Below are 17,646 nucleotides of genomic sequence, written 5' to 3'. Positions count from 1 at the left end.
GATTCATTGCTTGATCAAACGTCTGCAAGATGGACAGTCATCCTTCCTGCAGGCGTCCTCACAAATTAACCTGCGCATACTTTCAAAGATCCCGAATCCGGCCTCAGCGCCTTCTTCGTGCACCCCGACGTTTCCGTCGTAGCGAGCCGCCCATTATAGCCGGCTTTTCCGCGGCGTCAACACCTCGTAAGGCCCGACTCCGCCGCCCCAACCGACCCTCAGGTCTTGCCGAAGCGAGCCGCCTATTATGGCGGCGTTTTCCTCCATGTCAACAACTTGTCGAGCGAACTTGAAGTTCTTCTTGAAGTTGTTGCCGCAACCGACGCCGGAACCGATCGCCAGCACGGTCAAGAACGAAGACCCTGTCGATCCGGGACCGCATACAAGGCGACAACCCGGTTTGCGTTGCTTGAACGACAGAGCCCCCGTTCCGAGGGGGCGCAACGATAGCAGACTTCGCCAGGCTGCGGGTGGGTATCGACACCACACGAAGCACTCGCGCCCGTCCTGGCACGCAGATGCCGGTTCTGCGTCGCCCTAAAGCAAGAAGCCCGGCGCAAGGCCGGGCTTCCCGTCGCGATCCGGCGGCATCAGCCGCACTTGCTGTAGCCGCAGTTCAGGCAGGTGGCGCATCCATCCATGATCACCAGCGCCTTGGTGCTGCACTTGTGGCACATGGTGGCGCTGGGAGGGAAGCTGGTGCCTTCGCCGGTGACTTCGACATCCTCTTCGCGCTTGTCGATGGCGACGGCAGCCGGGGCGGTCACTTCACTGTTTTTTTTTGAGCGGTCCTCGTACTGCTTGCGCTTCTCGGCGATCAGGGCGCGCTGGTGGGCGCTCATTTCCGGGTCGTGCAGCAGGCCGATGGACTTCATGTGTTCTTCGACGATGGAACCCAGTTCGGCCACCAGCGAGGGCATGTACACGCCGCCGGCCTTGAAGTAGCCGCCCTTGGGGTCGAACACGGCCTTCATCTCGTCGACGATGAAGGTGACGTCGCCGCCCTTGCGGAACACGGCGGACATGATGCGGGTCAGCGCCACGATCCACTGGAAGTGCTCCATCGACTTGGAGTTGATGAAGATCTCGAACGGGCGACGCAGTTCATGCTCGGTGCCGGCGTTGAGCACGATGTCGTTGATGGTCACGTAGAAGGCGTGTTCCACCAACGGCGACTTGATCTTGTAGGTGCTGCCGACCAGCACTTCCGGACGCTCGATGCGCTCGTGCATGTGCACGATGTTGTCCTGCGGCGCCTCGGCCTCCGCGGTGGCACGGTCGATCGACGCGGCCGGGGTCTGGGCAGCCGCCTCGCGCGCCTTGTCGTCCGCGCCGATGACGCTGTAACCCTTGATTTTCTTGTCGATCTTGACGGCCATGGTGCGTGTCCTGGTATGCGTTGCGGTACTGGGGATTGCTGCCGCGCCCCTCCCGTCAGCGGGGAGGGGCGGGCTGTGAGCTTACTTGCCGGCGCTGCGCCGGGCCGGCTTCTTGGCGACGGCTGCCTTCTTGGCGACCTTCTTGGCAGCGGTCTTCGGCGCGGCCTTCTTCACCGCCTTCTTGACCGTCTTTTCCGCCTTGGCCACGGCCTTTTTGACCTTGGCCGACTTCTTGGCGACCTTGCGCTTGGCCGCGGCCACATCGCGCTTGACCGTGTTCTTGGCCTGGGCCACGTCGGCCTTGGCGGTGCGGCGAGCGCTGGTGACCTTCTTGGCGGCGGCCTTCTTGGCCTGCGCCGCCTTGCGCTTGAGCGCGGCGGCCTCCTTCTTGACCTTGGCCACTTCCTTGTCGACCTTCTTCCCGGCCTTGGCGGTTTCCTTGCGCACGGCCTTCTTCACCGCGGCCTTCCTGGCGCCGGCCTTCTTCTTCAGCGCGCTGGCCTCGGCTTCGGCACTGGCCTTGGCGCTGACGAGCTTCTTCCTGGCGCTGGCGACGGTCTTCTTGACCGCCTTCCTGGCGCTGGCGGTCTTCTTGGCGACGACCTTCTCGGCCTTCTTCACCGCTTTCTTCACTGCCTTCTTCACCTTGGCGACCTGCGTCCTGGCGCTGCCCTGCGCCTTGCGGGCGCGCTGCTGCACGGCGGCGACGGTTTCGCTGGCGGTGGTGGCGATGCTCTCGCCCAGGTTCACCGCGGTTTCCTTCACGTCGTCGGCGACCTGCGAAACGGTCGCCGTCACACCATTTCCGTTGCTCATAGTGCCCTCCTCAGGGCGTCAAGGGTGGAACGCTGGCGATGCTATATCGATGTGGCGAAACGTGGAACGGACCACATGGAACCCGGCAAGGCCAGCGCCGCCCCGCCGGCAGGACGGGACGACGCGGCAGGCATTCAGAACTTGCCGTAATACCCTTCCTTGAGGGCGTCGAACAGGTTGGCGGCGGTATGCATCTCGCCGTCGTATTCGATCTGTTCGTTGCCCTTCACTTCCACCACCGAGCCGTCTTCCAGTTCGAAACGGTAGGTGGTGTTCTCCAGGTCGGCCTCCTTGACCAGCACGCCCTGGAAGGCGGCGGGGTTGAAGCGGAACGTGGTGCAGCCCTTCAGGCCCTGCTGGTGGGCGTAGCGGTAGATGTCCTTGAACTGCTCGTACGGGTAGTCCGTGGGGACGTTGGCGGTCTTGGAGATGGAGCTGTCCACCCACTTCTGCGCGGCGGCCTGCACGTCCACGTGCTCCCTGGGCGAGATGTCGTCGGCAGAGATGAAGTAGTCCGGCAGCTGCGCGTCGGCGTCTTCGGCAAAGGGCATCGCCCTGGGGTTGACCAGGTGGCGGTAGGCCAGCAATTCGAAGGAGAACACATCCACCTTCTCCTTGGACTTCTTGCCCTCGCGGATGACGTTGCGGCTGTAGTGGTGCGCGAACGACGGCTCGATGCCGTTGGAGGCGTTGTTGGCCAGCGACAGGCTGATGGTGCCGGTCGGGGCGATCGAGCTGTGGTGGGTGAAGCGGCTGCCGACGGTGGCCAGCTCCTCGACCAGTTCCGGCGCCACCGTGGCGATGCGCTGCATGTAGCGGCTGTAGCGCGCGTGCAGCACTTTGCCTTCGATGTTCTGGCCCACGCGCCAGCCGTCCTTCGCCATTTCCGGGCGCTGGCGCAGCATTGCGGCGGTGACCTCGAACTGTTCGTCCATGATCGGCGCGGCGCCCTTCTCGCGGGCCAGTTCCAGTCCGGTTTCCCAGCCGGCCACCGCCATGTCGCGGGCGATGGCCTCGGTGAACGTGCACGACTCGGGCGAGCCGTACTTCATCCTGAGCATGGTCAGGGTGGAGCCCAGGCCGAGGAAGCCCATGCCGTGGCGGCGCTTGCGCATGATCTCCTGGCGCTGCTGCTCCAGCGGCAGGCCGTTGACCTCGACCACGTTGTCGAGCATGCGGGTGAACACGCGCACCACTTCCTTGTATTCGTCCCAGTCGAAGCGGGCCTTGTCGGTGAACGGGTCGCGCACGAACTTGGTCAGGTTGACCGAGCCCAGCAGGCAGGCGCCGTAGGGCGGCAGCGGCTGCTCGCCGCACGGGTTGGTGGCGCGGATGTTCTCGCACCACCAGTTGTTGTTCATCTCGTTGACACGGTCGATCAGGATGAAGCCCGGCTCGGCGTAGTCGTACGTCGAGACCATGATCATGTCCCACAGGTGGCGGGCACGGATGTGGCCGTAGATCCTGCAGGCCACCAGGCCGTCGTCGCGCACGATGTAGTTGTCGTGGGTCGGCCACTCGCGCCAGACCACCTGCTCGGCGCTGGCCAGGTCGATGTCGCCCTCTTCCTTGCGGTTGACCGGGAATACCAGCGGCCAGTCGCCGTCGCTGTCCACCGCTTCCATGAAACCGTCGGTGATCAGCAGCGACAGGTTGAACTGGCGCAGGCGGCCGTCTTCGCGCTTGGCGCGGATGAAGTCCTTCACGTCCGGGTGGGAGACGTCGAAGGTGCCCATCTGCGCGCCGCGGCGGCCACCGGCCGAGGACACGGTGAAGCACATCTTGTCGTAGATGTCCATGAAGGACATCGGCCCGGAGGTGTAGGCGCCGGCGCCGGCGACGAACGCGCCGCGCGGACGCAGGGTGCTGAACTCGTAGCCGATGCCGCAGCCGGCCTTCAGCGTCAGCCCGGCCTCGTGCACCTTCTCCAGGATGCCGTCCATCGAGTCGCCGATGGTGCCCGACACGGTGCAGTTGATGGTGCTGGTGGCCGGCTTGTGTTCCTGCGCACCGGCATTGGAGGTGATGCGCCCGGCGGGGATCGCGCCGCGGCGCAGCGCCCACACGAAGCGCTCGTACCAGTAGGCCCGCTTTTCCTCGGTGGCTTCGGCATCGGCCAAGGCACGGGCCACGCGCTGGTAGGTGCCGTCGATGTCGGCGTCCAGCGCTTCGCCCTGCTTGGTCTTGAGGCGGTACTTCTTGTCCCAGATGTCCTGCGAGGCAGGCTGCATCGGTACGAGGTCCGACTTGGTTTCGTTGCTGACCACTTCCAGGCGCACCGTACTCATAACTGTGGAAATTCTCCTTGTGCACCTCGCGGTGCGTTTGCCTTCCCCGGGATGGGGCGACAACGACGACGCAGGCGCGTGGCTACGCGCCCGATGGCGGGATGGGGTGAGTCCGGGAAACACCGGCCGTCTGCATCGCTTTCGCTGTCATCGCACGCCTTCCTGTGGGGTGCCCGCACCCCAAGCCTGAACCCTACTGCTTGGGGACGCTGGTCGCGGCGACGCTACATCTTGTGGCCGGCGACGAGGCCAAGCTTACCCTCCCGGAAGGCCATGTCAAACGAAAAATCCGCGCACGCGCCGCGCCGGTTGCGGTAACGCCCGCGCCCGTAGGGATTGCGCCGGCACCGGCGCGACGGACGGGTTTCATTGTCGATTTAGCCAGCGCCGGCGACACTGCCGTTCAGCTACATTCCGCTCCCACCCCGGCGCCCACCCGCGCCCCGTACGGAACCGCTGCACGAACATGCGACCGCTTCCCACCCTGCTCACCCTCGCCCTGGCCGCCGCGTTCGGCGGCTTCACCGCCACCGCCATCAACGCCCACCTGGACAACCGCGCCGAGGCCACCACCGCCACCGCGTTGCCGGCGACCACCTCGCTGCCGGCCGCGGTCGCCGGGCAGCCGGTGCCGTCGCTGGCGCCGATGCTGGAACGGACCATGCCGGCAGTGGTCAGCGTCAACACCAAGCAGGTGGTACGGGTGCGCAACCCGTTCTTCGACGACCCGTTCTTCCGTCGCCTGTTCCCGCAGGTGCCGCAGGAGCGCATCAACGAGTCGCTGGGTTCGGGCGTGATCATCGACGCCCGCAACGGCTACGTGCTCACCAACCACCACGTGATCGAGAACGCCGACGACGTGCAGGTGACGCTGGCCGACGGGCGCACGGTCAAGGCCGAGTTCCTCGGCTCGGACGCCGATACCGACGTGGCGCTGATCCGCATTCCCGCCGAAGGCCTGACCGAGATCAAGCTGGGCGACAGCGACCAGCTGCGGGTGGGCGACTTCGTGGTCGCCATCGGCAACCCGTTCGGCTTCAGCCAGACCGTCACCTCGGGCATCGTCTCGGCGGTGGGTCGCAGCGGCATCCGCGGGCTGGGCTACCAGAACTTCATCCAGACCGACGCCTCGATCAATCCCGGCAACTCCGGCGGCGCGCTGGTCAACCTGTCCGGCCAGCTGGTCGGCATCAACACCGCCAGCTTCAACCCACAGGGCAGCATGGCCGGCAACATCGGCCTGGGCCTGGCGATCCCTTCCAACCTGGCGCGCGACGTGGTCGAACAGCTGATCAAGCACGGCGTGGTGGTGCGCGGCACGCTGGGCATCGAGAGCCAGAACCTGACCGCGGCCATCGCCCGCGGCCTGGGCCTGAGCGAAACCCGCGGCGCGCTGGTGACCCGGGTACTGTCCGGTTCCGGCGCGGCGGCGGCCGGGCTCAAGGCCGGCGACGTGATCGTCTCGGTCAACAACCAGCGCGTGGACAGCGCCCAGGCGCTGCACAACTACGAGGGCCTGCAGGCGGTGGGCAGCACGCTGGCGCTGGACGTGCGCCGCGACGGCAAGCCGCTGCAGCTCCGGGCCACACTGAAGGAGCAGCCGCGCGCGGTCAGCGGCGAATCGCTGGATCCGCGCCTGGCCGGCGCGACCTTCGTCGACCTGCCCGAATCGCGGCGCCAGTCCGGGCTCAATGGCGTGCTGGTGAGCGAGGTGGCGCGCGGCAGCCGTGCCGCGCAGTCCGGCCTGGCCGAAGGCGACATCGTGCTGGCTGCCAGCAGCGGCGAGTTCGTCGACCTGGCCAGCTGGCGCGCCAGTTTCGAGCAGCCGCCGCTGCAGCTGGTGCTGCGGATCCGCCGCGGCAACGCCCGCGGCGAGTTGATGATGCGATGATGGTTGGCGTGCCGTGACGCAGCCTGCACTGCGCCGATGGTATTGCTGGCGTCCACGATCCGTTCCACGCCCGTACGCGGGTGCCCCCTTTTCGAGACAAGGAGACAGTGATGACCCCCACCAACACCGAGAACATGAAGGAACACCTGGGCGAGGCCGGTTCGCACCTGAAGTCGGCGGCCTCGGCCGCGACCGAGGCGGTCAAGGGCGCCGCCGGAGCCGCCAGCGACGAATTGCGCCTGGGCAAGGCCAACCTGAAGGCCGAGCTGTCCGACAGCGCGCTGTCGGGCCTGGCCGCAGCCGAACTCGGTGGCGCGGCCGCCAAGGAGCAGATGGACGCGTTGATGGACAAGGGCAAGGACCTGGTCGACAGCGCCGCCGAGCTGATCCGCGAGCGCCCGCTGGCCTCGTTCGGCGTCGCTTTCGCCGCCGGCTGGATCATCGCCAAGCTGGCCCGCAGCGGTAACAACCAGTAAGCGGCGTGAGCGACCAGCCTCAGCCCGGCACCGGCGCGGACGGCAATGCGGAGGGCGGCGACGCGCAAACCGCTGCCGCCCCCGGCCTGGAGGAAAGCCTGCGCCAGGTGGGCCAGGCCGGCCGCGCCGCGACCGACTCGGCCAAGCAGACCGCGCGCGCGTTGCGGCGCCTGGCCGCGGCCGACTTCGCCTTGGCGCGCAGCGCGTTCGGCCGCGCCCTGGCCTGGACCGGGGCGGCGGTGGTGTTCGGTGCCTCGGCCTGGTTCCTGCTGGCCGGCACCATCATCGCGTTGCTGCAGCGTTCGGGCTTCTCCTGGCTGCAGTCGCTGCTGTTCACCGCATTGGGCAGCCTGGTGGTGACTGGCATCGCGGTCTGGCGGGTGTCGCACTTCTTCGACTACACCGGCATGCATGCCACCCGCCGGCAACTGTCGCGGCTGGGCCTGTTCGACGAGGACGGCGACGACGAAGAGGATGAGGGCGACGCGCCGGCAACGCAGGAGCGCAGGCCATGAATTTCGGGACATTGCGGCGGCGGGTGGAACGTGCCGAACGGCTGGTGCAGGGCCGCGCCGACGACACCGAACGCGAATGGGGCACGCTCAAGCGCGTCTGGCGCGAAGGCTGGACGCCGATGCGCATCATCGTCGCCGGCCTGGCCGGCGGTTTCCTGGCCGGCAAGTTCGAACCCGCCGGCCAGTTCAACGGCGCGCGCTGGCTGCAGATGATCGGCTCGGTGTCCAACCTGCTGGCCACGGCGCAGGCCGCGTTCGTCGCGGAAACGGCGCCCCGGGCGGCCGAAGAGGAGGCGCAGGCGGCGCCGGAACGCGCCGCGGCCGAACCGGCGCCCGCACCCGCCAGCACCGGCACAGGACAGGGCCGCTCCAGCTCCACGCCGCCGCGCGCCGCCGAAGCGGCCACCGAACTGTCCGAACCCTGAGCCGGCGACGGTTCGCGGCGGCCCCGCATGCACGCATCGTGTCCGTGTACGCGGCCGCCGCCGGGGCGCTGGAACAGCGCGTTCCTGCGCAACACGGCCGCGGGGTGCGGCGGTTGCCGTAAAATGCGCCGGTGAGTTTCCCAGTCCTTGCCATCACCCTCGACCTGGACGATACCCTGTGGCCGTTCGCCCCCATCGGCGCGCGCATCGACCAGGTGCTGTACCAGTGGATGCAGCAGCACAGTCCCGCCACCGCCGCGATGTATCCGGTGGCGGCGATGCGCGAACTGCGCGAGCGCTCGTTCCGCGACAACCCGCACCTGCACCATGACCTGAGCGCGCTGCGCCGGCTGACGCTGCGCGAGGCGCTGCACAACAGCGGCGCCGACCTGGCGCTGCTGGAACCGGCGTACGAGGCCTTCTACGCCGCGCGCAACCAGGTCGAGTTCTATCCCGACGCGGTCGACGCGCTGGCGCGGATCGCCGCGCGGGTGCCGGTGGCGGCGGTGAGCAACGGCAACGCCGACCTGGAACGGATCGGACTGTCGCACCATTTCGCGTTCCAGCTCGGTTCGCGCGAGCACGGCGCGGCCAAGCCGGCGGCCAGCATCTTCCATGCCGCCTGCCAGCGGCTGGGCGTGCCGCACACCCAGGTGCTGCACGTCGGCGACCACCCCGAGATGGACGTGGTCGGCGCGATCCAGGCCGGCCTGCGCGGCTGCTGGATCAACCGCGAAGCCGGGCGCTGGAACCACGACACACTGCAGCCCGACCTGCAATTCGACACCCTGACCGGCCTGGCCGACTGGCTGGATGCCAACGCATCCGCGCACAGCGCCTGAACCGGCCGACGCCAACCACCGAAGGAAGCGACATGTCCGTCCCCAACGGCTTCACCCCCGATACCGCCCATGCCCTGCCGCTGCACGTACTGGACCGCGGGCAGTTCGCGGCGTGGCGCGAGCGCCAGCCGGCCGCCGTCGTCGCCTGGCTGGAGGCGCAGCGCTTCACCGCCGCGCCGGCCACGCTGGCGCTGCTGCCCGGCGCGGACGGCATTGCCGGGGCGGTGATCGGCGTGGGCGACCGTGCCGATGCCTACAGCTACGCGCACGCCCCCTTCGCGTTGCCGGAAGGCAGCGTGTGGCAGGTGGCCGGTGAACTGGACGCCATCACCGAGGCCAACCTGCACCTGGGCTGGGGCCTGGGCAGCTACCGCTTCGCGCGCTACCGCAAGCCGCAGCGCGCGCCGGCACAGCTGGCCGCCACCCCGGCGCCGGAAGTGGCCGACCTGATCGCCGCCTCGCTGCGCGTGCGCGACTGGGTCAACACCCCGACCGAGGACATGGGCCCGCAGCAACTGGAGGACGCCGCGCGCGGGCTGGCCGACGCGCACGGCGCGCGGATCGAGGCGATCACCGGCGACGACCTGCTGCAGCAGGACTTCCCGGCGATCCACGCGGTGGGCCGCGCTTCGCACCGCGCACCGCGGCTGATCGTGCTGCGCTGGGGCCAGGACGACCACCCGCACGTGGCGCTGGTCGGCAAGGGCGTGTGCTTCGACACCGGCGGGCTGGACCTGAAGCCGGCCGACGGCATGCGCAACATGAAGAAGGACATGGGCGGCGCGGCGCACGCGCTGGCGCTGGCCGGGCTGGTGATGGCGCAGCGGCTGCCGGTGCGGCTGACCCTGCTGATCCCGGCGGTGGAAAACGCGGTCGGCCCGGACGCCTTCCGCCCCGGCGAGGTGATCGCCACCCGCAAGGGCCTGAGCATCGAGATCGACAACACCGACGCCGAAGGCCGGGTGATCCTGTGCGACGCGCTGACCTACGCCAGCGAGCAGCAGCCGGAGATCGTGCTCGATTTCGCCACCCTCACCGGCGCGGCGCGGATCGCGCTCGGCCCCGACCTGCCGGCGTTGTTCAGCAACGACGACAGCCTGGCCCAGCAGTGGCTGCAGGCCGGCGACGACACCCGCGACCCGGTCTGGCGCATGCCGCTGTGGCGCCCCTACCTGCGCTACCTGCACAGCAACATCGCCGACCTGGCCAACGCCGGCTCGCGCATGGCCGGCGCGGTCACCGCCGCGCTGTACCTGGAGCGCTTCATCGCCGAGGGCCAGAAGTGGGCGCACCTGGACGTGTACGCCTGGAACGACGGCGAGCGCCCCGGCCGCCCGGCCGGCGGCGAGGCGCTGGCGCTGCGTTCGGCCTGGGCGATGCTGAAGGCGCGCTACACCAACTGACAGATCAACGCGAAGGAGCCGCATGGGACCACGTACGCGTACATCGATCGCCTTCCTTATCGCAGTAGCGATCTGCGCCCATCAGTTCATAGGTAGCTTAGTCGGCACTCCCTTCACCTCACCATGGTGGGCCGTGGGGGCGTTAGCCATCGTGACGATTGCCATGCTCATCAACGCCAGTGAAATGCGCGTGGCCGGCGTCCCCATAGGTTTCACCCATGGCCGCAAGCTGCCGACAGCCGGGCTCAATTTCTCGGCGGTGCTGACCTTCCTGGTGATCATCTGCGCACTGGTCAACACCATTAACGGCTGAGCATTACCGACGGGATACCCGGCCCAACGGGCCGGGCGCGTCAGCGCAGCCAGCCGCGAACGCGGGCGTTGCGCGCGTAGCGGATCTGCAACAGCCCCACCACCACCAGCACCACCGGCATCACCAGACCGGCCGGGCCGTAGGCCTCCCACGCCGGCGTGGCCGCGTAGGTGGTGCCGATCTGCACCAGCACCGCCAGCAGCGACAGCACGAAGCACGGCAGCGCCCAGCCGCGGCGCAGCAGCAGGCCCAGGGCACCCAGCAGGCCGGCGACCACCGCCACGCCGAAGGCGATGTTGACCAGCGCCGGCGTGGCCTCGTACACCGCGCGCTGCGGCGCCGGCAACGCCGCCACCGCTTCCGGGCTCATGCCCAGCTGCAGCCAGAACATGGTCAGGCCCAGTACGTTCCACAGCAGGATGAGGGTGGCGATCACGCCATGGCGGCGCGGTACGGCAACGGCGGTGTTCATGTCGGTTCCCCCGGGTGGATGGAGCGATGCTACCGCAGCCGGTGGCGGCGGCCGTGCCCTCCGGCGAAGGCTGCATGGGCCGTTGTCGGCGCCGGCGTCGAGGCTCCCGGTGCAGGACGGCGCCCGCGCGGGCCGCATGCGCCCACGCAAACCGGTACCGGCCATGGCCCCGGCCCGGCAACCTGGCAGTGCGGCCGCCGCAGCCGTCAGCCGGCGCCGCGCAGCAATGGCGCCAGCTGGCGCATGCGCGCCTGCGTCGCCGGCCCGACCAGCGCGAAGGAGGTGTCGCCCTCGGACCAGTACTGCGCGAGCAGGCGCCCGTCGCGGCGCTCGCCCGGCACCATGCGCTGGCTGCGCGGACGCAGGTACAGGCCGATGCGCGCGCCCTCGGCATCCTGGTAGACCAGCATCGCCGCCGCGCCCTCCGGAGTGGACAGCATGCGTCCGCCCTGCAGCCGGAATCCCTGCGACTGCAGGTCCGGCACCTCGCCGGCCGGGCCGAAGTGGGCCTGCAGCCACCCCTGCAGCGCGGCGTGGCGGTCGGCGTCGAATTCCAGCGGCGTTGCCGCGTCGGCGAACAATCGGTAGGCGGCCACCGCATCGGCCATCGGCGGGCGTTCGCCGGCCATGCGCAGCTCGCGCAGCTGCCAGCCGAGCGCGCCGCCCAGCCCCAGCGCGAGCACGCAGCTGGCCACCATGCCCAGGCGCGCACGGCGTTGCCGGCGCAACCGGCGACGGACCTGCGCAGGCGCCAGCGGGGCGTCGGCGGACACCGTTTCCAGGCCGGCCCAGGCCGCACGCAGCGCTTCGGCATCGCGCTTCCATCCCAGCACCCGGACGGCCTGCTGCGGATGCGCCTGCAGCCAGGCTTCCAGCGCAGTGGCGCGCGATGCGTCCAGGCGGCCATCCACGTAGGCGTGCAGTTCGTCGTCGTTGGGATCGTTCGTGTTCATTTGAGTACCCGGAGTGCGGGAGTGGCGGTGTCGGTCGTGCCTTCGCCCAGCGTGCGCAGCCGGTCGCGCGCACGCGACAGCCGCGACATCACCGTGCCGATGGGCAGGCCGAGCGTATCGGCCGCTTCGCGGTAGCTGAAGCCTTCCACGGCGACCAGCAGCAGCAACGCGCGCTGCTCGGCCGGCAGCTGCGCGAACGCGGCCAGCAGCGCACGACCGTCGTGGACGCGTTCGGCCGAGGGCGACTGGTCGGCCTGCTGCGGCACGAACAGCGTCAGCACCCGCTGCCAGCGCGCAGCCCGCCGGCGCTCGTCGACGAACTGGCGGTACAGGATCGAGAACAGCCAGGATTGCAGCGCAGCGTCGTCGCGGCGGGTATGCCAGCGCCGCAAGGCGCGCTCCAGCGCCGACTGCACCAGATCGTCGGCGCTGGCCGCATCGCCGGCCAGCGAGCGGGCGAAGCGGCGCAACCGCGGCAGCAGCGCGCGCAGGCGTTCGTCGTCGAATGCGTCCATCACGGTGAATGACTGGGAAGTTGCCGGTAGGACGACCCGGCACCGGGATTATTCCCGTACCGGCGTAAAGATTTCCGCATGCGGGATTTTTTGCCGGCCGGGGGAATAGACGCCGCTGCCGCGCGTCCGACCTGCACCGACGCAATCCGGACACCCACGATGACCGCCCCTGCCCCGAAACCTCCCCTGTCGCCGATACCTGCATTCCTCCGCCGCCACGGGCTGGCGCTGGCCGGCATCGGCGCCATCGCCGCGCTCGCCGCGGCAGCCTTCGCCTGGACCGCTGGCCGGCTCGGCGACCGCCTCACCTCGCAGCGCATGATCGATGCGATCGAACGCGGCGCACCGCCGCACCCGGGATTCCGCCGCGCCCACAGCAAGGGCATGTGCGTCAGCGGCGTGTTCCGCGGCAACGGCGAGGCGGCGGCGTTGTCCTCGGCGCGGGTGTTCGTGCAGTCCGAGGTGCCGGTGCTGGGACGGCTGTCGATCGGCGGCGGCGACCCGCACGGCGCCGACGGCAAGGCCCGCGTGCGCAGCATGGCGCTGCTGCTGCAAAGCGACGACGGCCAGCAATGGCGCATGGCGATGAACAGCTTTCCCTTCTTCGCCGTGGCCACGCCGGCCGGCTTCCAGGCACAGACGCTGGCCGCGCTGGCGGATCCGGCCACCGGCAAGCCGGACCCGGCGAAGATGGCCGCCTTCCTGCAGCAGTATCCCGAAGCACGCCGCTTCCAGGAGTGGGCCAGGACCGCGCCGTGGTCCAACAGCTGGGCCAATACCCAGTACAACGGCGTCAATGCCTTCCGCTTCACCGCCGCCGACGGCAGCAGCCATCACGTGCGCTGGTCGATGCGGCCGCACGCGCCGTTCGAGGAACTGGACGCCCACCAGCGCGAACAGGCCGATGCGGATTTCCTCGGCCAGGATCTGCAGGCGCGGCTGGACCGTGGCCCGCTGCTGTGGGACCTGGTGCTGACCGTGGCCCAGCCCGGCGATCCGGTCGATGACCCGTCGCAGCCCTGGCCGGCGCAGAGGACGCAGCTGGTGGCCGGCACGCTGGTGCTGGACCGCGCCGAACCGCAGGCCACCGGCCCGTGCCGCGACGTCAATTACGACCCGCTGATCCTGCCGACCGGCATCGCCGGTTCCGGCGACCCGATCCTGGCGGCACGCTCGGCGGTGTATTCGCAGTCGTTCAACCGCCGCGAACGCGAGATCGGCCGCGGCCAGGCCCGCGAAGCCAGCGGCCAGGGAGCGACGCGATGAATGCTTCCCGTCATTTCGATGCTTTCGCCCGCCTGCTGCACTGGCTGATGGCACCGATGATCGTGGCGATGCTGTTCATCGGCGTGGCGATGGTCGCCTCGGTGTCGCAGCGGCCGTGGCTGATCGACCTGCACCGCCCGCTGGGCATCGCCATCGGGCTGCTGGCGATGGTGCGCCTGGTCCATCGCCTGCGGCACCGCCCGCCGCCGCTGCCGGCCGACCTGCCGCGCTGGCAGGTGCTGGCCGCGCAGGCCTCGCACTGGCTGCTGTACGCGCTGATGCTGGCGATGCCGCTGATCGGCTGGTCGATGCTGTCGGCTGGTGGCTACCCGGCGACGATGCCCGGTGGGCTGCAGCTGCCGGCCCTGCTGCCGCAGGATCCGGCGCTGTACGCCTGGCTGCGCGACGCGCACGGCTGGCTGGCGTGGCTGTTGTTCGCCACGGTGCTGGCGCACCTGTCGGCAGCGCTGTTCCACGCCTGGGTCCGCCGCGACGGCGTGTTCTCCGGCATGGCGCGCGGCCCTGCGGCCGACGCCGGCCACGAACCGCCTCCGGACGGGAGCGCGGCCGACGCCATGGTCGGCTTCACCACGGAAACCACGGCGGAGGCGTCACCGCCGCCTGGGCGCATACCGTGACCCATGACCGGACGCCATTCCCTGTCCGGATGCCGACGCCGGACAACGGGGCAACGTCCGCGACCGCGGAGGCGGCGCAGCCGCACCAGGCTGGTTTACCGGCAACCGCAAGACACCGCCGCGTTCCGACGGCACGCCCGCCGCCCGGCTGTCACGCAGACGGATCGGGAACCGCCCCATCGCGCGGTCGCTGCCGCTGCAACGCCAGCAGCATCGAGGCCGCGACCAGCGCGCCCGCGCCCATGGTCGCCGACACCACCAGCAGTGCGCTGCCGCCGGCGAACAGTGCGCCGGCCAGCATCGGCCCCAGCGCCGAACCGCCACGGCCGACGCCGATCACGAAGCCGGTGCCGCTGGCGCGCAGCGGCGCCGGGAACACCCGCACCAGCACCGGGTACATGCCCACCACCCCGGCGTTGGTGAAGAAGCCGGCGAGGCCGGCGACCACGGCCAGCCAGGCCAGCTCGCGCGGCACCAGCCCGTAACCGGCGATCGCGACGAACGACAGCACCATCGCCCCGACCACCAGCGGCTGCAGGCGGAAGCGCTGCGACGCCAGTCCCACCGCCAACGCCCCGAGCAGGCAGCCGATGTTGGCGCAGACCAGCACGCGGCCGGCACTGGCCGCCTCGAAGCCCATGTCCACGATCACCTTCGGGGTCCATTTCTGGATGAAGTAGAACGCCATGATCTGGGCGAAGTAGGCCACGGTCAGCAATACCGTCGGCGCGGCATGGCCGGAGGAGAACAGCGCCAGGATCGACGGCCGCTGCGCCTGCGTCGCCGCCGCGGGCAGCCGTTCCACCGGCGGCAGCCGCAGCCGGCGCAGGGTGCGGTTGACCTTGTCCAGCGCGCCCGGCGGACGCCGCGCGATCTGCGAGTCGATCGACTCGGGCAGAAACAGCAGCGCCAGCGGCAGCAGCGCGGTGGTGGCGGCGGCGCCGACCAGGAACACCGAGCGCCATTCGCCGGTGCGCGCCAGCAGCGCCGAGGCGATGGCGCCGCCGACGATGGCGCCGGCCGAGTAGCCGGCGATGTTCAGCACCACGTTGAGGCTGCGGCGGCGACCGTTGGAGAACTCGGCCACCATCGCGCTGGTGGACGACAGCATCCCGCCGATGCCCAGGCCGGTGACCAGCCGGGTCGCCGACAGCGTCGCCACGCCATCGGCCCAGGCGGCCAGGAACATGCCCGCGGCCATCACCACCAGGCAGCCCAGGATCACCGGACGCCGGCCGATGCGGTCGGCGAGGTTGCCGATCAGCACCGAGCCGGCGGCCATGCCCAGCAACTCCATCGACAGCACCACGCCCAGGGTGGCGCGGTCGATGTTCCACTCGGCGGCGATGCCCGGCGCGGCGAAGCTGATCGCCAGCACGTCGAAGCCATCGACCGCGTTGAGCGCGATGCACAGCGCGACGACCACGATCTGCAGGCGGCTCATCGGCTGGCGTTCGATCGCCTCTCTTGGATCCATGCCCGTCCCCTCCCAAGGATCTCGGCGAACGGTGATCGGTCAGGCCCGCGGATGTGCCCGACCGGCGGCGGCCGCAGGTCGGCGGCCCCGCCGCGGCCACCCGGCAACGCGGCCGGACGCGTGCGGGGCCATGCCGGCGTTGCTCACTCCTGCCCCAGCGCGTCGAGCGCGCCGAACACCGGCCTGCCCTCGAACAGGGTCAGCAGCACCTTCGCCTGCGAGATCTCCCGCGCCGGGATCGCGAACAGGTCGCGGTCCAGCACCACCAGGTCGGCGCTCTTGCCGACGGCGATGGAACCGGCCACGCCGTCGATGCGGTTCACGTAGGCCACGTCGAGGGTGTAGCCCTTGATCGCCTCGGCCAGCGTCACCCGCTGCTCGGCCAGCAGCGGCTCGGTGTCGTGCACGCCGGGGGCGATGCGGGTCAGCGCCACCTCGATGCCCTCCAGCGGATTGGCCGAGGCCACCGGCCAGTCGGAGCCGTAGGCCAGCCGCCCGCCGGCCTGCAGCACGCCGTTGGCGGGATAGACGTGCGCCCTGCGGCGTGGGCCGATGCGCTGCAGCGTCAGCCGCATGTAGGGCTCGTCGCAGGCCCACAGCGGCTGGAACACCGCCGCCACCCCCAGCTGGCCGAAGCGCGGCTGGTCGGCCGGGTCGATCACGTTGAGGTGCGAGATCATGTGCCGGTTGTCGCCGATGCCGTTGCGCGCGCCGGCCGCGGCGAAGGCGTCCAGCGCCTGCCGCACCGCGCGGTCGCCGATGGCGTGGACGTGTACCTGCATACCGTGCGCATCGATCCGCTGCACCGCCTGGCGCAGCACCGCCTCGGGAATCTGGGCCTGCCCGCGCTCGTCGCCGCTTTCCTCGTAGGGCTCCAGCATCGCCGCGGTGCGCTGCACGATGACGCCATCGAGATAGAGCTTGACGCTGTTCGCGGCCAGGCCCAGTTCGCGCGCATGGGCGGAAGCGCGGAACAGCGCCGACAGCTGCTCGAGCGAGCGCTCGTCCTGCCACTGCGTGCCGTACCCGCCCAGCGCGATCGACACGCGCACGCCCAGCTCGCCGCGATCGCGCACCGCGCGATAGGCCTCCAGCACGGGGCTGCCGCCGTCGGCCTGCACCTCCACCCCGGCGTCGTGCCAGTGGGTGATGCCCAGGCTGTTGAAGTGCCGGGCCGCCCAGGCGATGGAGTCCTGCAGCTCGCGCTCGCTGGGCGCCGGGATCTGCGCCTGCACCAGCTCCATCGCCGCCTCCTGCAGGCCGCCGAGCGGTTCGCCGGTGGCCGGGTCGCGGTCGATGTGGCCGTTGGCCGGGTCGGGCGTGTCGCGGTCGATGCCGGCGATCTGCAGCGCCCTGGAGTTCAGCCACATGCTGTGGCCGCCGGTGGAGGAGAAGATCAGCGCGCGCTCGCTCGAGATCGCATCCAGCACCTCCTTGCGCGGCACTCCGTCCGGCGGGAACAGGCCGTCGCGCCAGCCGACGCCGTAGACCGTGCCGGTGCCGGGCGCGGCGGCGACGCAGGCGGCGATGAGCCGCTCGTAGTCCTGCACGCTCTCGCCCTCATGCAGCGAGCAGCGCGAATGGCTCAGTCCGCCGAACACCGGATGCACGTGCGCGTCGCCGAACGCCGGCAGCAGCAGCCGGCCGCCGAGGTCGACCACGCGGGTGCCGGGGCCTTTCCAGCGCGCCAGCTCGGCATCGCTGCCCACCGCGACGATGCGGCCGTCGCGCACCGCGACCGCCTGCGCCCATGGCCGGGCCGCATCCACGGTGTAGACGCGGGCGTTGCCCAGCAGCAGGTCGGCGGCAGGTGCCGCCTGGCTGGCCGGTATGGCGGCCAGCGCCAGTGCAAACAGGACTAGGTGTGATCTCTCAGTAGGTTGTTCATCCGGGGCATCTCTGGAAGATGGAGGTTGCGAAGCCAACCCAGCCCCCAGGAGCCCCGGATGAACCTGCATAAACATGCCCGTCTTACGC

16 protein-coding genes and 1 pseudogene are annotated in these 17,646 nt (G+C 70.0%); 9 read left to right on the top strand and 8 right to left on the bottom strand.

Annotated features, from left to right (window positions below):
- Window positions 1-590 precede the first annotated feature (590 nt).
- The 3 genes from OK345_RS17500 to OK345_RS17490 form a co-directional block, all read right to left on the bottom strand.
- Window positions 591-1,379, bottom strand: a complete 789-nt coding sequence (locus tag OK345_RS17500; RefSeq protein WP_265129292.1) for a TSCPD domain-containing protein — start codon at window positions 1,377-1,379, stop codon at window positions 591-593.
- 81 nt (window positions 1,380-1,460) lie between these two features.
- Window positions 1,461-2,177 (bottom strand): hypothetical protein, encoded by a 717-nt coding sequence (locus OK345_RS17495; RefSeq protein ID WP_265155196.1) that lies wholly within the window; start codon window positions 2,175-2,177, stop codon window positions 1,461-1,463.
- 152 nt (window positions 2,178-2,329) lie between these two features.
- Window positions 2,330-4,483, bottom strand: a complete 2,154-nt coding sequence (locus tag OK345_RS17490; protein WP_265129290.1) for an adenosylcobalamin-dependent ribonucleoside-diphosphate reductase — start codon at window positions 4,481-4,483, stop codon at window positions 2,330-2,332.
- Between the two features lie 466 nt (window positions 4,484-4,949).
- On the opposite strand from OK345_RS17490, the gene OK345_RS17485 reads away from it, so the two are divergent.
- The 7 genes from OK345_RS17485 (at window position 4,950) to OK345_RS17455 (ending at window position 10,348) form a co-directional block, all read left to right on the top strand.
- Window positions 4,950-6,374 (top strand): Do family serine endopeptidase, encoded by a 1,425-nt coding sequence (locus OK345_RS17485; protein ID WP_265129289.1) that lies wholly within the window; start codon window positions 4,950-4,952, stop codon window positions 6,372-6,374.
- A gap of 110 nt (window positions 6,375-6,484) precedes the next feature.
- Entirely contained in the window at window positions 6,485-6,850 is a 366-nt protein-coding gene (locus tag OK345_RS17480) for a hypothetical protein (RefSeq protein ID WP_265129288.1), read from the top strand.
- A 5-nt stretch (window positions 6,851-6,855) separates the two neighbouring features.
- On the top strand, window positions 6,856-7,365 hold the full coding sequence (locus OK345_RS17475; protein ID WP_265129287.1) for a phage holin family protein: 510 nt from the start codon (window positions 6,856-6,858) through the stop codon (window positions 7,363-7,365).
- Window positions 7,362-7,790 carry a protein sip-5 gene (locus OK345_RS17470; protein ID WP_265129286.1) on the top strand — a complete coding sequence of 143 codons (429 nt, stop codon included), beginning with the start codon at window positions 7,362-7,364 and terminating at the stop codon, window positions 7,788-7,790. Before OK345_RS17475 ends, OK345_RS17470 begins: the two co-directional genes overlap by 4 nt.
- 131 nt (window positions 7,791-7,921) lie before the next feature.
- Window positions 7,922-8,632, top strand: coding sequence for an HAD family hydrolase (locus tag OK345_RS17465; protein WP_265129285.1), 711 nt, complete (start codon window positions 7,922-7,924; stop codon window positions 8,630-8,632).
- Window positions 8,633-8,664: 32 nt separating this feature from the next.
- Window positions 8,665-10,035, top strand: a complete 1,371-nt coding sequence (locus OK345_RS17460) for a leucyl aminopeptidase family protein (protein ID WP_265129284.1) — start codon at window positions 8,665-8,667, stop codon at window positions 10,033-10,035.
- A 22-nt stretch (window positions 10,036-10,057) separates the two neighbouring features.
- Window positions 10,058-10,348, top strand: a complete 291-nt coding sequence (locus OK345_RS17455; protein ID WP_265129283.1) for a hypothetical protein — start codon at window positions 10,058-10,060, stop codon at window positions 10,346-10,348.
- 40 nt (window positions 10,349-10,388) lie between these two features.
- Here the strand turns inward: OK345_RS17455 and OK345_RS17450 are convergent, their stop codons facing one another.
- The 3 genes from OK345_RS17450 to OK345_RS17440 all read right to left on the bottom strand — a co-directional run bounded on the left by OK345_RS17450 (window position 10,389) and on the right by OK345_RS17440 (window position 12,288).
- On the bottom strand, window positions 10,389-10,820 hold the full coding sequence (locus OK345_RS17450; RefSeq protein ID WP_265129281.1) for a hypothetical protein: 432 nt from the start codon (window positions 10,818-10,820) through the stop codon (window positions 10,389-10,391).
- 206 nt (window positions 10,821-11,026) lie between these two features.
- The gene (locus tag OK345_RS17445; protein WP_265129280.1) at window positions 11,027-11,773 is read right to left on the bottom strand and encodes an anti-sigma factor family protein; all 747 of its coding nucleotides are present in this window, start codon (window positions 11,771-11,773) and stop codon (window positions 11,027-11,029) included.
- Window positions 11,770-12,288, bottom strand: a complete 519-nt coding sequence (locus tag OK345_RS17440; protein WP_265129279.1) for an RNA polymerase sigma factor — start codon at window positions 12,286-12,288, stop codon at window positions 11,770-11,772. Before OK345_RS17440 ends, OK345_RS17445 begins: the two co-directional genes overlap by 4 nt.
- A 159-nt stretch (window positions 12,289-12,447) precedes the next feature.
- Here OK345_RS17440 and OK345_RS17435 point away from each other — a divergent pair, with 159 nt between their 5' ends.
- Window positions 12,448-13,554, top strand: a complete 1,107-nt coding sequence (locus OK345_RS17435; RefSeq protein WP_265129278.1) for a catalase family peroxidase — start codon at window positions 12,448-12,450, stop codon at window positions 13,552-13,554.
- Window positions 13,551-14,081, top strand: a pseudogene (locus OK345_RS17430) (cytochrome b); the annotation flags it as partial. The gene OK345_RS17435 and the pseudogene OK345_RS17430, both read left to right, overlap by 4 nt.
- A gap of 262 nt (window positions 14,082-14,343) precedes the next feature.
- Here the strand turns inward: OK345_RS17430 and OK345_RS17425 are convergent.
- Both OK345_RS17425 and OK345_RS17420 read right to left on the bottom strand, forming a co-directional pair.
- Entirely contained in the window at window positions 14,344-15,669 is a 1,326-nt protein-coding gene (locus OK345_RS17425; RefSeq protein WP_265129277.1) for an MFS transporter, read from the bottom strand.
- A 143-nt stretch (window positions 15,670-15,812) separates the two neighbouring features.
- Window positions 15,813-17,594, bottom strand: coding sequence for an amidohydrolase (locus OK345_RS17420; RefSeq protein WP_265129276.1), 1,782 nt, complete (start codon window positions 17,592-17,594; stop codon window positions 15,813-15,815).
- Between the last annotated feature and the right edge of the window lie 52 nt (window positions 17,595-17,646).

The organism is Xanthomonas chitinilytica (genome assembly GCF_026107455.2).
GTDB lineage: Bacteria > Pseudomonadota > Gammaproteobacteria > Xanthomonadales > Xanthomonadaceae > Stenotrophomonas > Stenotrophomonas chitinilytica.
This window is presented reverse-complemented; position numbering and strand designations above follow the sequence as displayed.